This is a genomic window from Flavobacterium sp. JAS, from assembly GCF_020991455.1.
GTDB lineage: Bacteria > Bacteroidota > Bacteroidia > Flavobacteriales > Flavobacteriaceae > Flavobacterium.
In genome coordinates this window covers 21,572-36,836 of record NZ_JAJMOX010000008.1, presented here as the reverse complement: position 1 = coordinate 36,836, position 15,265 = coordinate 21,572, and the positions used below count along the sequence as shown (strand labels likewise).

Genomic DNA, 15,265 nt, shown 5'->3' with positions numbered 1-15,265 from the left:
TGTCATGTTCAAAATAAAAAAACAAAAACAATTATACTTATGGCTTTTGATATTGAAATGATTAAAAAAGTGTATGAGAACATGCCAGGGCGTGTTGACAAAGCACGCGAGATTGTTGGTCGTCCACTTACTTTAACAGAGAAAATTTTGTACAATCACCTTTGGGATGGAAATCCGACGAAGGCGTTTGGAAGAGGAGTAGATTATGTTGATTTTGCTCCGGATCGTGTAGCGTGTCAGGATGCAACGGCGCAAATGGCATTATTACAATTTATGCACGCCGGTAAACCTAAAGTTGCAGTACCTACAACGGTTCACTGTGATCACTTGATTCAGGCAAAAGTAGATGCCGCAACCGATTTGGCCAGAGCAAAAACACAAAGTAACGAAGTTTTCGATTTCTTATCGTCAGTTTCAAATAAATACGGAATTGGTTTCTGGAAGCCAGGAGCTGGAATTATTCACCAGGTAGTACTTGAAAATTATGCTTTCCCTGGAGGGATGATGATTGGTACCGATTCGCACACTGTAAATGCAGGTGGATTAGGAATGGTAGCTATTGGTGTTGGTGGAGCAGATGCCGTAGATGTAATGTCCGGTATGGCTTGGGAATTAAAATTTCCTAAATTAATTGGAGTAAAACTAACTGGTAAATTATCAGGATGGACAGCTCCTAAAGACGTTATCCTTAAAGTTGCCGGTATTCTTACTGTAAAAGGTGGTACAGGAGCAATCGTTGAATATTTTGGAGAAGGTGCAACTTCTATGTCATGTACTGGTAAAGGTACTATTTGTAACATGGGTGCCGAAATTGGAGCTACAACTTCAACTTTTGGTTATGATGATTCTATGAGTCGTTACCTGCGTTCTACAAACAGAGCAGATGTTGCTGATGCTGCAGATAAAGTAGCTTCTTACTTAACCGGAGATCCGGAAGTTTACGCTAATCCTGAGAAATATTTTGATCAGGTTATCGAAATCAACTTAACAGAATTAGAGCCACACTTAAACGGACCATTTACTCCGGATTTGGCGACTCCAATTTCTAAAATGAAAGAAGCAGCGATCAAAAATAACTGGCCATTACAAATTCAGGTAGGTTTAATAGGTTCTTGTACCAACTCTTCTTACGAAGATATTTCTCGTGCAGCTTCTTTGGCAAGACAAGTGAGTGCTAAAAACTTAAAAACTAAATCTCAGTTTACAATTACTCCAGGTTCAGAGGTAGTTCGTTATACCATCGAAAGAGATGGATTTATAGATACTTTCGAGAAAATCGGAGCAACCGTTTTTGCTAACGCCTGCGGACCATGTATTGGTATGTGGGACAGAGAAGGAGCAGAGAAAGAAGAAAGAAACACTATTGTTCACTCTTTTAACCGTAACTTCTCAAAACGTGCAGATGGTAACCCAAATACTTTAGCTTTCGTAGGGTCGCCAGAATTGGTAACTGCTATGGCAATTGCAGGAGATTTAGGTTTTAACCCATTAACAGATACTTTAATCAACGAAGACGGAGAAGAAGTAATGCTTGAAGCTCCAACAGGAGACGAATTGCCTCCAAAAGGATTTGATGTTAAAGATCCGGGCTTCCAGGTTCCGGCTGAAGACGGTTCAGGAGTTCAGGTTGTTGTAAGTCCAACATCAGAGCGTTTGCAATTATTGGCTCCGTTTGATGCCTGGGATGGTAAAAATATTACAGGTGCAAAATTATTAATCAAAGCATTCGGAAAATGTACAACCGATCATATTTCTATGGCTGGACCATGGTTGCGTTTCCGCGGACATTTAGATAATATCTCTAACAATATGTTAATTGGTGCAGTAAATGCATTTAACCAAAAAACAAACTCCGTTAAAAATCAATTAACCGGAACTTACGATGCAGTTCCAGCTGTAGCTCGTGCATATAAAGCAGCAGGAGTTCCATCTATCGTTGTGGGAGATCACAATTATGGTGAAGGTTCATCTCGTGAGCATGCGGCTATGGAGCCACGTTTCTTAGGGGTTAAAGCTGTATTAGTAAAATCTTTTGCTCGTATTCACGAAACAAACCTTAAAAAACAAGGGCTTTTAGGATTAACATTTGCTAACGAAGCAGATTATGATAAAATCCAGGAAGACGATACTATTAACTTTACTGATTTAACTGAGTTCGCTCCGGGAAAAGCATTAACATTAGAATTCGTTCACGCAGATGGTTCAAAAGATATTGTCTTGGCAAACCATACTTACAACGCTGGTCAAATTGGCTGGTTCGTTGCAGGTTCAGCATTAAACTTAATTGCTGCCGGAAAAGCTTAATCTTTAAGATTTAATTATACTAAAACGCTCTGTGAAAACAGGGCGTTTTTTTATTAGGAGCTATTTCCAGCTATCCGCTATATCTTTTTTATGGCAGAAAAAGCCATAAAAAAGGATACCGCTTCTATCTGGGCTAGGGCATTGGTTTTTATAAGAAAAGATGTTTTTCAAATAAATAAAATAGTCATTTCTATAAAACGTACTGTTTCAAAATGTTAACTCAATTTCTATGCTGATTCTGTTAATTTCGACCAAATTAGTTGTTAAAAAATGCGTTTTTTTTACTTTAAAAAGTTAAATTCGCCTTATCAGTAATATAATTGCTGTTTTTGAGTTTAAAATTAGAGAAATCTCGATCTCACAAGGAGAGTCGTAAATAAAGTAAATTTCAATAGATAATGGTTTTCAGGTTAATAATAGTATTGTTTTTTTTCAGTGTCGGTGCTTTTTCTCAGGAAAAATACATCAAACACACCATTTCAAAAGGAGAAAACCTTACTGTAATTGCTAAGAAATATGGAGTAAAACCAAAAGATATTGCAGAGGCAAATCCTGATGCTCCTAAAGTCCTAAAGTTAAATTCGGTTCTATTAATCCCGAATAACAATAAAAAGGGTACTACAAAAAAAACTGAAACTATTGCCAATACAACTCCTGCGGTAATTTCAAATTCAAATCTGCACGAAGTACAAGAAAAAGAAAATCTTTGGGTAATCTCAAAAAAATATAATATATCTGTTGAAGATCTAAAAAACGCAAATCCTACATTAGAAAGTGATGATCTGAAAATAGGGCAGAAGCTTAATATTCCTTCTAAAGCTATTGTTTCAATAGACAATGCAAGTAAAAACCAGAAAACAGAAGATCAGAAAATACTTTCTTCAACAGATGTAGAAGTTGTTGTTGAGGTAAAACCAAAAGAAACAAAATATATTATTGCCAAAAAATATGGAATTACAGTTGCAGAACTGGAACGACAAAATCCATCTATTAAGAGAAAATTATCCGTTGGCTATCTTTTAAAAATTAAAACCTCAAAAGAAAAAGCCGATCAGCAAATAAAAGATGCATCTATTACATCTCAAACCCAGGTTGCAGAAAAGGCTGTTGTCACTTCAGAAAATACTGGTCAGATTACAGAAGCAGGAAAACCGGAAGTTATTCCTTCAACATCAGATGTTGAAGTTGTTGTTGAGGTTTTACCTAAAGAAACAAAATATGCAATTGCAAAAAAATACGGAATAACAGTTGCAGAATTAGAGCGGCAAAATCCGTTTATAAAAGGGAAATTGCCAATTGGTTACGTATTAACAATCCGTACTTCAAAAGAAAAAGCGGAAACTCTACAAGCTTCAAAAGTTGCACTGGTTGCAAAAGATACTTTAGGTTCTCCAGTTCAGGTTGCAGAAAATTTAGAAGTTAAAAGAGATTCGTCAACAGTTGTAAGAGTAAGTAATCATTCGGATTTAGTTAATCAATTGATTGTAAATGCAACAGAGAATATTGGAGTAAGATACCGATCGGGTGGAACTACAAGAGCAGGTTTTGATTGTTCAGGATTAATGATCTGTACTTTTAATAATTTTGACATTAAGCTTCCAAGAAGTTCCATCGAGCAATCTCGAATTGGTTTCAAAGTCAATTCAGAAGAAGCTCAAAAAGGTGACTTGATTTTCTTTAAAACTAATGGAAGGCGTCAAATCAATCATGTCGGAATGGTGGTTGAAGTGCTGGATGGAGAAATTAAATTTGTTCACTCGTCTACACATGGCGGAGTAATGATTTCTTCTACTAGAGAGCCTTACTACGGAAGAACCTTCTCGCAAGTAAATCGCGTTTTACAATAATCTTCTGTCTACGAAAGTTTATTTTTCAATTCCTCAATTGGAAAAGGTTTATTTAAAAAATCAGTTACATACGGATTTTCCTCTATTAGTTTGATCTCATCAGGATCTAAAGTTGACGAGAGTACATAAATTTGAATTCCTTGTTTTGCTTCTTTACTAAGTTTGTGAAACTCTTCCAGAAACTCAAAACCATTCATAATTGGCATTTGAATATCTAGTAGAATAATAAGTGGTTGATTGTTCCTTTTATTATTGTTAAGCCATTGAAGTCCTTCTTTTCCGTTATTTGCAATAACCACTTGTTCAATACCAAGTATCTTTTTTAGCAATTGTTTTGTAACAAGCTGGTCGATTAGGTTATCATCAATTAACAAAAATAAAGATTTAAATTCCATACGAGTTTGGTATTGCTACAATAAATTTACTGCCAATATTACTTTCTGAAAACACAGAAATACTTCCTTTGATGTTCTCTACGGCTTCTTTTACGATATAAAGACCTAAGCCTGATCCTTTGTTTTTATTGGTACCATAATACATTTGAAAAATATGGTCTTTAAATTCATCATTGATGCCAATTCCGTTGTCGGTAACCTCAATTTTGTTAAAGCCTTCATCCATGTAGGTTTTTATAGAGACACACATTTCTTTTTTATCATTGTCTGCATATTTTATAGCATTAGAAAGTAAATTGCTGATAATGATTTTTAAACGTAAACTATCGCTTTGAACCTGATCTACTAATAATTCTTGTTTAAAAATTATTCTATTTGCGTTTTCAATATTCATTAATTGAGAGATGGCTTCATTGAACAACTCTTGCAGGCTAACAGGTTCTATTACGATTTCTTTTCGTTTGTTTTTTGAGTAATCAATAATATCACTAATAAACTGATCCTGTTTAGCAAGGCTTTGATGCATTAAATTCAGGTAGCCTTTTATTTGCTTAATATCATCCTCTAATTGTGTGATTTCGATTAATCCTTTTAAGGAAGTTATGGGAGATCTTAAATCATGTGAAGCGCTATAAACAAAACGATCCAGTTCGTGATTAACAACAATTAGGTTCTCATTTTTAGCTTCGATTTCTTTTTTGGAAACTAGTATTCTTTTTACCATTATAGAATAATAAAGACAAACACTGCAAACAATGATCAGGATGAAAATAACATTAAAAATAGTAAGGAGATATTTTATTTTTCGGGTTCCTTCACCCAGTGTATTCGAGAAATTTCGTTCGTTGATTGTGAGTTTATCGCTTAAGGTGCCAATTTCCTGAAGGAATTTTTTTTGATCGGCAACAGTTAAGATGTTGTGATTTATTTTAGTATTTATTTGTTCGCCAATAACATATAATTGAGAGATTAGTTTATCTCCCTGTCCCCATTCATTTATTGCTTTTGATAAAAAGGAAATCTGTCTGAAGTTTACAAATAACCAAATTATATCATCCAGATCCTCCTGATGATTTCTGCCTACAAGCAGTGCCTTTCGGGCTACTTGGTTGTCTCCGGCTTTTAAAAGCGTTTCACGTGCAATACCATCTCCTTGAGGAACTTTTATTTCTTCCAGATATAACTTCCATTGATTTTTGTCTTTGGTAAAAAGATATGTTATAAGATGTCGGGAAGCATCTTTTTGCCCTTTTGAGTAATGTGATTCGCCATTAACATAAGCTCTGTTAGCAGATAGAATTTTTATCGTAAAAAAATTAATGCAAATTAGTAGTGCACAAGAAATAAATACAATTACTAAAAGTATAAAAACATTTGGGAATCGTTTTTTTTTGAAAAAATGGACCTTAGACATGATTTTTGAATTTGTAGGTTGATAATTAATTTTCTGTCTTGCAAAGGTTGCTTTGTAAGCATTTTTTTTCTGTTTTTATAATCTTTTACAGAGATTTTTTTTATGATTAAATGGTAAACAAATGTTAATGAAATGTTTGATATTTTAAGGGCGATTAACTCCAATATCAAATTTAGTAAAAAAAAGGTAGAGTTTAACGGATGGTCTATTTTTTCTTGTTAAAATATTTTATATTTTATTTTTAATAGTTAAAATATTGATTTTTAATAAGTTGATTTTATGTTTGTCTGTTTGTTATTGCTCTTTTTTAATCAAAATTCAATGACTTTTGTCTTTAAACTAAATTTTTAATAAAATTAATATTATTGAGAATTGACTGTTTTTTGTTTAACTTGACTAGCCTGTTAAAAATGGCATTTTAAAGAGATGCTGTTTTTGTTGACTGAAAATTTTTCTGACGTTTAAAAAATAAGAATACATTGCACAGTATTTTAATTATATCGATTTCGCTTATTTAGATCTGGTTGCTGAATTAGAATACAATGAACTAGTTGTAATCTAAGAATTAGAGTTATAAAATTTCAGAAAAAAGTATATCTTTAACCAACCCAAAAACCAAAAAAATGCAAGAAAACGACCAGGAAAATTTTAAAAGAGAACTCGGATTATTAGACGGAACCATGCTTGTTGTGGGTTCTATGATTGGATCCGGGATATTTATTGTAAGTGCTGATATCGCCAGACAAGTAGGATCTGCCGGATGGTTAACGTTAATTTGGCTAATCTCAGGATTGATTACTATTATAGCCGCAGTAAGTTATGGCGAACTGAGTGCGATGTTCCCAAAAGCCGGAGGGCAATATGTATATCTTAAAGAAGCCTACAATAAACTGATCGCATTTTTATACGGTTGGAGTTTTTTCGCCGTAATTCAAACCGGAACTATTGCTGCCGTTGGTGTAGCGTTCTCGAAATTCGCTGCTTATCTTTATGAGCCATTAAGTGATGAAAATATACTTTATGAGTTGGGTTCTTTTAAACTCAATGCCGCGCAGTTAGTCTCTATTGTTACGATCGTTTTACTGACTTTTATTAACAGTCGTGGCGTGAAAAACGGAAAAATTCTTCAGACCGTTCTTACGATTATTAAAATATTATCATTGTTGGGGCTAATTGTCTTTGGATTAACATTAGCAGCAAAAGCTTCGATTTGGGATGCCAACTGGACAGATGCCTGGACGCCGCGTTCCTATAATGCAGAGAATGGTTCATGGTTACCAATTAGCGGAAAAGCTTTGATTACCGGGATTTCTGCTGCAATGGTTGGATCGTTATTCTCAAGTGATGCTTGGAATGGTGTGACTTTTATAGCTGGAGAAATTAAAAACCCAAAACGAAATGTAGGCTTCAGTTTGTTTTTAGGAACTTTTATTGTGACGATTATTTATGTCTTGACAAATTTGATGTATTTGGCGGTAGTTCCGTTAAACGAAATTGCGACGGCAAAATCAGATAGGGTAGCAGTTGTGGCTTCAGATTATATTTTTGGAGACATCGGGACGTTAATCATTGCAATTATGATTATGATTTCGACTTTTGCCTGCAACAACGGATTAATTATGGCTGGAGCACGAGTTTATTATACAATGGCACAAGATGGTTTGTTCTTTAAAAAAGCAGCTGTTTTAAACGAATCAGGTGTTCCGGCATGGGCACTTTGGGCGCAATGTATTTGGGCTTCGGCTTTGTGTTTGACGGGTAAATATGGAGATTTATTAGATTTTGTAATCATCATTGTATTGATTTTTTACATACTTACAATCTACGGAATCTTCATCTTACGTAAAAAAATGCCTGATCTCGAAAGACCTTATAAAGCCTTTGGATATCCATTTTTACCAATGTTGTATATCGTGATTGCAGCGGCAATTTGTGTGTCATTATTAATAACAAAATTCTCAACTTGTGGCTGGGGAGTATTAATTATGCTAACAGGAATCCCGGTATATTACTTAACAAAACCGAAAGAGTCTTAGTTTTAATTAAGTTTCTAAGTTTATTTCATAAAAAATGCCTTGTTTATAGCAAGGCATTTTTTATGAAATAATTTTAGCATAGATTAAAGAAATTAAAATAAATCTGCCAAATCTGCGAGATCTGCGTGCAAAAAAAAACTTAGAGCCTTTGTGCCTTAGTGGCAAAAACTGCAAAGCATAAAAAAAAAGACACTACTAATTTGCAAAAGCAAAAAACGTAGTGTCTTTTAATTTAAATAATCTAAAAAAGCTGTTTGTGTAAATTACACCAATTCAGTTTCAACAGATGATTTTATAGTTGAATTAATAATAGACAAGGTAAGAGGGTCTAATTCTCCGGAGAAAAAAGCTTCTAGTATTTCTTGAAATACAGGATTTGTATTTTCTACCAAAGAGAAAAGCGTCATAGACGAACGCAATTTACGTGCATCTAAATCGCCTAAAATTCCATCAGCTGATTTTCTTTTGAAAGTCAAAAATAACTCAGAAATCTCTATAAGGTGTTTTCCTAAAATAGGATGTTCTAAATATTCGGTTGCTTCTTTTAGATCGTTAATGGCATAATAATTTGCAGTATCGCTCATGCCTAATCCTTTAATCTGAGGAAAAATGAACCACATCCAGTGTGTTTCCTTTTTACCTTTTTTGATTTCAGAAAAAGCAGTAAGATAAAGTTTGTTTTGCGCATCTAAGAAACGCAATAAATCATTGTTTGAGTGAGCCATTTTGGTAATGTATATATAAAAAAAGGTTGCAAAAATAGTAAAAAAGATAGGGTCTGCCTAATAAAAGGTGCATACACTGAGTATTTTAACTTTTTGAGGAGGAATTTTCCTCGTCGTTATAAACTCATTTATAGTCATTTATAATCATTTATAATCATTCACTTCGTTTAGTCCTTCTAAAGGTTAAATTTATTCTGGGTAATACATTTTTGGCAGTTTTAGGAACCTGATGTTGCCAGAAGCTATTGGTTGTACCCGCCATTAATAAAAAAGAACCGTGATGTAAAGGGATCTCAACTTGCGGAATATCTTTACGGAATTTATGACGTAATCTGAACATTCTCGTTTCTCCAAAAGTCACCGAAGCAATAATTGGGGTTGGTCCTGAATTATGCTCTTTATCGCTGTGCCACGCAACACCATCATTGCCGTTTCGATATAAATTAAGCAACAGACTATTAAATTCAAGCTGAGTTTCTCTTTCAACACGGCCTCTAATAGTTAATAATTCATAAGTCCAGTCCGGGCCATTTTGATCTGCTCCAATATTATCTTTATCTTCGTACCAGGCAATCATTCTGGGAGCTGTAACAACTTTATCATACATTTCCATTTCATATTCTCTCCATTTAGTTTGGTGAAGTATTTTTTCATAAAAACGATCTGATTCTTCTTTGGTAAAGAAGTTATCAATCAAAATAAGTTCTGCATCAGGGAGGTCAAATATTTTTCTTCCTTTTAAACCTGTCGCAAATAATTCGGTATCGCTAAATAGTGTCATAAGTCAATACTTTAAGTTTATAGCTCTATTTTAATAAGTTCTTGTTGAAAAAAACTTTACGCGGATTTTTTTCTGCGTAAGCAAAAATCAATTGCACAATGTATTGATTGCTTTTATAAGGTGTCGCATAATTTTTTACTTCTGATGGATCAGTAATTGCAACATCTAGTGGAATATATCCCATACCATAAAAATGACCATTTTCTATCCAGATACAGCTTCTTTCTTGTGCTGTTCTTCCTTTTTCTATAATTGCAAAAGTGGGTCTGTTGCTTAATAAAAAATCAATAGCATTGTCGACTTGTTCATTGTGCAGCGAAACATCTGGTAATTCTTTTACATCATTATTTTGAAATATTTCTCCTTCTTCAGGTCTTGAATATTTGCAAAATCTATAATCAATTTCAAATTGTTCTGCCAAACTCCGCAATATATTTGTTCCTTCGTGTATACTGCTGAAATGCTCAATACAGGACTGAAATTTATTGAGTTTTCCAATTGCCAAATATTTGTATCCGTTGCGGGCTTCATATTGATAAAGGCCATATTTAGGTTCAAACCGTTTTAATGCTCTATTGTAGGTTGGCCAAAGGTGCTTGATTTCTGTGCATTCTAATAGGAGTGCCATTAACTCGTTACCACAGACTTCAAAAGAAATACTGTAGATATCCCGCAGAAAATGTTGTCTTTGGGGATTGATTTTATGTCCGCTAAAATGAGAAGCTACGCGTTTTTTTAGGTTGATCGCTTTACCAACATAAATTACCTTTTTAACTTCGTTATAAAAATAATAGACGCCTGGTTTTTCCGGTAAATTATTAAAATCCTCAGGAGGTAAATTTGGCGGTAAACGCTGATCTTGTGACGTGTTTTTGATCATTTGTTCTATATGACCTTCATCGTCCCATTCGAGTAATCGGGAAAATAAAATAGCCGTAGCAGATGCATCTCCGCCAGCACGATGCTGGTTTTCTAAAGGTATATCTAATGAATTGCAAAGTTTACCCAAACTGTATGATGCAAAACCGGGTCTGATTTTTCGTGCCGCGCGAACGGTACATAGTTTTCTTGCCGTCCATTTAAAACCTGCTTGCTCGAGTTGATGACGAACAAATGAATAATCAAAGTTGACATTATGTGCAACGAAAACACGATCAGTAAGCATTTCCAAAACTTTATCTGAAATATCATCAAAGATTGGTGCATTAGCCACCATTTCATTGTTAATACCAGTCAGGGCAAAAATCGAAATTGGGATCTCTTTTTCCGGATTAACAAGCGTTTCATATCGTTCAATCACGTTTTCTCCGTCATGAATGATGATCGCAATTTCTGTAATGCGGCTGCCACTGGCGTTTCCACCTGTGGTTTCGATATCGACTATAGCATATTCCTGTTTTTTCATTTGTATATAACGTAAATTCTTCTTTTGTTATTTAAAAGTTTAACACATAGAAGCATAGGTTTTAAAATCACGGTTTTAATTTTGAAATTTCATTCGGTGTCTCGGCAAGTTAATTTCGTGTCCTTGCGGATATGGTGCACGATGTGTAGGACTGACATCTTCCTTAATTTGACGTTGTGTTTTAAATTGATCTTTGGCATCCATATATCGCGGATCCGGAATAAAAGGCATTTTGGCCATTTTTGTAATAGTGATTGTGGGGAAATGATAATCAACTTCAACATTTCCTAACAAAAGATAACATCCGCCTCCCTGAAAAGGATACTGCGCAAGACTATCCGGAAAATGGGCCGTGTCAAAATAAGAACCTTCATGATCGATCCAGGTTCCAAAATACATTGCGCCTTTTTTAGTAGGAACGTGTTTTCTGGAGATTAAATACGCCAGCATTCGAACCTGTTTTTTGTGATGAACCACTAAATCCTTAGCCATAATATCTCCACGATATTTGGTTTGCAAGAGATCAAAAACAGTACAGGAAACAGGAAAGCTCAGCAATTCAATTTCATCAAAAGCATCTTCATATAAAGAACGTTCCAACGTAGGGAGCTTGTATTCTTTAACTGGTTCCTGCATGAGCATTAAACTTCTGTTTTCGGGTTTAAAATTGTTTAGAAGCAAACTTGCAACAACCAAAAGCTGATTTTTTGTTTTTCCTGTAAAGCGAAAAGCATCTATAAAAATCAAAATTTTCATGCTTTCAATTCCAATTGGAATGCGCTGAATAAAATCTTCTAAAGAAAGATAATCACCATTTTTCTCTCTTTCTGATTCGATTAAATGAGCCGTTTTGGATTCCAGACTCTGCAAATGCATAAAACCTAAATAAATATCGGTTCCGTAAACGGTAGTATGATATCCGCTTTTATTTACACAAGGATTTAGGATTGTTCCGCCAGACATGCGTGCTTCGTGTATATAAACTTCGGTCCTGTAAAATCCGCCCTGATTGTTGATTACTGCCGTCATAAACTCCACAGGATAATTAATCTTGAGATACAAACTTTGGTAACTTTCTACGGCGTAAGAAGCCGAGTGTGCCTTGCAAAATGAAAACCCGGCAAAGGATTCAATCTGACGGTAAATTTCCTGACTAAGCCCTTCGGGATGTCCTTTTTGAGCACAAGAAGCAAAGAAATTATCTTTTACTTTTTGCAAAGCGTCTAATGACCTTCCTTTCCCGGACATGGCGCGACGCAAAATATCTCCGTCAGCAGCAGGAAGACCTCCGTAATGTTGGGCGATTTTAATAACATCTTCCTGATACACCATAATGCCGTAAGTTTCGCCAAGATGTTCTTTAAAAACGTCATGAAAATATTCAAACTGATCTGGATTGTTGTGGCGAAAAATATATTCTTTCATCATTCCGGATTGTGCAACTCCTGGGCGAATAATTGAAGAAGCCGCAACCAGAATTTTATAATTATCACAATTGAGTCGGCGTAATAATCCGCGCATCGCCGGACTTTCGATATAAAAACAACCAATAGTTCGGCCTTGCGCCAAATAAATATTGCATACCGCTTCATCTTTAGAAATAGAAGTGTCTCGAATATCGACTTTAATACCCCGATTTTTCTCAATCAATTTTACGCTATCATCAATATGGCCAATACCACGCTGACTCAAAATGTCGAATTTTTCAAAACCAATTTCTTCGGCAATATGCATATCAAAAAGCACGATCGGAAATCCTTTTGGAGGCATTTCCAACGGCGTATAATTGGTAATAGGTTCTTCAGAAATGATAATTCCGCAAGCGTGCATACTACGCTGATTTGGGTATTTTTCGAGCATCATACCATATTCCTGAACGAATTTTACAATAGAATTGGTTTCGTGCAACGCCATTGGGTTTTTGGCCAGCATATCTAATTCTTCTTTAGGAAGACCAAATACTTTTCCGACTTCACGAAAGATAGATCGGTATTTAAATTCAACGTTGGTTCCGCAAAAAGCAACATGATCACGACCATATTTATTAAAGATATATTCTAAAATGGTATTGCGTTCTTTCCAACTCCAATCGATATCAAAATCGGGAGGACTTTTTCGATTTAAATTCAAAAAACGCTCAAAATATAAATCAAGTTCTATCGGGCAGATATCGGTAATTCCCAAACAATATGCAATAATACTATTAGCACCGCTGCCTCGGCCAATGTGCATGAATCCCTGACTGTTGCTATATTGAACAATGTCCCAGGTGATTAAAAAATAGCCACTGAATTGTAATTCATCAATTACTTTTAGTTCTTTTTCTATACGTGCTTTTGCCTGTTCGTGATTTTCGCCATAACGCCAAACCAAGCCTTTATGGGCTAATTCAGTTAGTAATGCGATATCACTTTCGCGATTTTCAGTAAAATGTTTCTTGTTTTTTGGTGTTTTAAAATCATATTCAAAATTGCAAGAATCGATTATTTGCTGAGTATTGGTTATAATTTCAGGATACTTTTCATAAAAAGGTAAAAGCGATTCTAAAGGCAACATTTTTTCAGAAGTTCTGCAATAATCAGCTTCTGTTAATTTTGATAAAATAATATTAGTATCAATGGCACGAAGAATTTTATGCAGATTAAATTCTCTTTTATTGCTAAAAGTCACCGGTTGAAACACAACCATTTTATCTATCTTATTATTATGTTCCGAAGTAAAAAGCTTAGAGATTTCATCTGACCGGATTCCGATAAATTCATTTTCACGAAGTACTGCAGGAGCATTTTCTAAAGTATAGATAATAAAAACCGACTTGAATTCCGGAGCAATTAACGGCAAAGGTTCTCCGCTGAAATTATGATCCGTTAAAAACCGATTCATTTCGCCAAGTCCGTCTGCATTTTTAGCCAAACCAATATATCGAAATTGATGATTGCAACGAAATTCTATTCCAACCAAAGGTTTAATTCCTTTTTCATCACATTTTCTTATAAAATCATAAATTCCGGTAACGGTATTAATATCTGTAAGTGCCATTGCTTTTATACCACAAGAAATTGCCTGCTTGATGAGATCATCAAGAGAAATCGTGCCGTAACGCAGAGAATGGTATGAATGACAATTGAGATACATGATTTTATTTAATACGTTTTAAAATTTCGTCTTTGTTATTTGGTTTAAAATGGGCTCCGGCGCAACGCATAACAGCGTCAAAACCGTAACGGCTTTTCATTCGGTCCATTGCGGCATAAAGCGACAACATTTCCTGAGTATCCTCAAAAAGATCTATTTGATACGTACCACGAACCAATCCGCTAAAGCGAATACCAATCAAACGCAATCGCATACGACGCTGATAAACTTTATCAAAAAGTTCCATTACATTTTTGGTCAAAATATGATCTGCCGAGGTATAAGAGATTTTACATTGTTTAGTTTCGGTATCAAAATTGGCGTAACGTATTTTAACCGTAATTGTTGAAGTTAACCATTGTTCAGACCGAAGTTGGAAAGCCAGTTTTTCGACCATTCCAACAAGTATTCTTTTGAGTTTTTCAATGTCAATTGTATCCTGAGAAAAAGTAGTTTCGGTAGAAATAGATTTTCTTTCGGTATAAGGTTCAACAGGTGTGTTATCGATTCCGTTGGCTTTTTTCCAGATATCCAAGCCGTTTTTACCAATCATGCGTTGCAATACTTCGGCAGGCATTTCAGATAAAGTTTGTATGGTTCGAATGCCAATTCTAGATAAAAGCTGAAAAGTTACACTTCCAACCATTGGTATTTTTTGAATCGATAGCGGATTTAAAAAAGCTTGTACATCATTTTCTGGAATTTCTAAATTGCCTTTTGGTTTGCCTTCGCCAGTCGCGATTTTAGAAACGGTTTTATTGATGGATAACGAAAAACTAATAGGAAGTCCGGTTTCTCTAATGACTGATTTTGCCAATTCATCAGTCCATTTATAACTTCCGTGAAAACGGTCCATTCCGGTAATATCAAGATAAAATTCGTCGATACTGGCTTTTTCCATAATCGGCGCTTTTTCCTGAATGACCTGCGTAACATTATGTGATAATTGAGAGTATAATTCCATATCGCCTTTTATAATTTTGGCTTGTGGACAAAGTTTCATCGCCATATAGATAGGCATCGCAGAACGTACTCCAAAGCGTCTGGCTTCATACGAACAAGAGGCCACAACACCACGATCACCACCACCAATAATTAGAGGTATTCCTTCTAATTGTGAGTTGGTTAGCCTTTCGCAGGATACGAAAAAGGTGTCTAAATCCATGTGTACAATTGCCCTTGCCATTTCTTCATTTTTGTACAACAAAATTAGTACAGATGAT

The 15,265-nt window shown here is 35.0% G+C and carries 10 protein-coding genes; 3 read left to right on the top strand and 7 right to left on the bottom strand.

Going from position 1 to position 15,265, the window contains the following annotated elements:
- The first annotated feature begins 39 nt into the window (after positions 1-39).
- Complete coding sequence (locus LPB88_RS12830; protein WP_230716089.1) at positions 40-2,304, top strand: aconitate hydratase; 2,265 nt, start codon at positions 40-42, stop codon at positions 2,302-2,304.
- Between the two features lie 398 nt (positions 2,305-2,702).
- The gene (locus tag LPB88_RS12825) at positions 2,703-4,151 is read left to right on the top strand and encodes a LysM peptidoglycan-binding domain-containing protein (RefSeq protein ID WP_230716088.1); all 1,449 of its coding nucleotides are present in this window, start codon (positions 2,703-2,705) and stop codon (positions 4,149-4,151) included.
- 8 nt (positions 4,152-4,159) lie between these two features.
- On the opposite strand, the gene LPB88_RS12820 is transcribed toward LPB88_RS12825, so the two are convergent.
- Positions 4,160-4,546 carry a response regulator gene (locus LPB88_RS12820; protein ID WP_230716087.1) on the bottom strand — a complete coding sequence of 129 codons (387 nt, stop codon included), beginning with the start codon at positions 4,544-4,546 and terminating at the stop codon, positions 4,160-4,162.
- Positions 4,536-5,960: a HAMP domain-containing sensor histidine kinase gene (locus LPB88_RS12815; protein ID WP_230716086.1), complete on the bottom strand. Its 1,425-nt coding sequence runs from the start codon at positions 5,958-5,960 to the stop codon at positions 4,536-4,538. Before LPB88_RS12815 ends, LPB88_RS12820 begins: the two co-directional genes overlap by 11 nt.
- Positions 5,961-6,583: 623 nt before the next feature.
- Between LPB88_RS12815 and LPB88_RS12810 the strand changes: the two genes are divergently transcribed.
- Positions 6,584-7,996, top strand: a complete 1,413-nt coding sequence (locus LPB88_RS12810; protein ID WP_230716085.1) for an APC family permease — start codon at positions 6,584-6,586, stop codon at positions 7,994-7,996.
- A gap of 263 nt (positions 7,997-8,259) precedes the next feature.
- On the opposite strand, the gene LPB88_RS12805 is transcribed toward LPB88_RS12810, so the two are convergent.
- From LPB88_RS12805 to dinB, 5 genes are all read right to left on the bottom strand, one after another.
- Positions 8,260-8,721 (bottom strand): DUF1810 domain-containing protein, encoded by a 462-nt coding sequence (locus LPB88_RS12805; RefSeq protein WP_230716084.1) that lies wholly within the window; start codon positions 8,719-8,721, stop codon positions 8,260-8,262.
- A gap of 154 nt (positions 8,722-8,875) precedes the next feature.
- Positions 8,876-9,502 (bottom strand): alpha-ketoglutarate-dependent dioxygenase AlkB, encoded by a 627-nt coding sequence (locus tag LPB88_RS12800; protein ID WP_230716083.1) that lies wholly within the window; start codon positions 9,500-9,502, stop codon positions 8,876-8,878.
- A 25-nt stretch (positions 9,503-9,527) separates the two neighbouring features.
- Entirely contained in the window at positions 9,528-10,907 is a 1,380-nt protein-coding gene (locus LPB88_RS12795; protein ID WP_230716082.1) for an exonuclease domain-containing protein, read from the bottom strand.
- A gap of 75 nt (positions 10,908-10,982) precedes the next feature.
- Positions 10,983-14,042 (bottom strand): DNA polymerase III subunit alpha, encoded by a 3,060-nt coding sequence (locus LPB88_RS12790; RefSeq protein ID WP_230716081.1) that lies wholly within the window; start codon positions 14,040-14,042, stop codon positions 10,983-10,985.
- Positions 14,043-14,046: 4 nt separating this feature from the next.
- The gene (gene dinB / locus LPB88_RS12785) at positions 14,047-15,228 is read right to left on the bottom strand and encodes a DNA polymerase IV (protein WP_230716080.1); all 1,182 of its coding nucleotides are present in this window, start codon (positions 15,226-15,228) and stop codon (positions 14,047-14,049) included.
- Between the last annotated feature and the right edge of the window lie 37 nt (positions 15,229-15,265).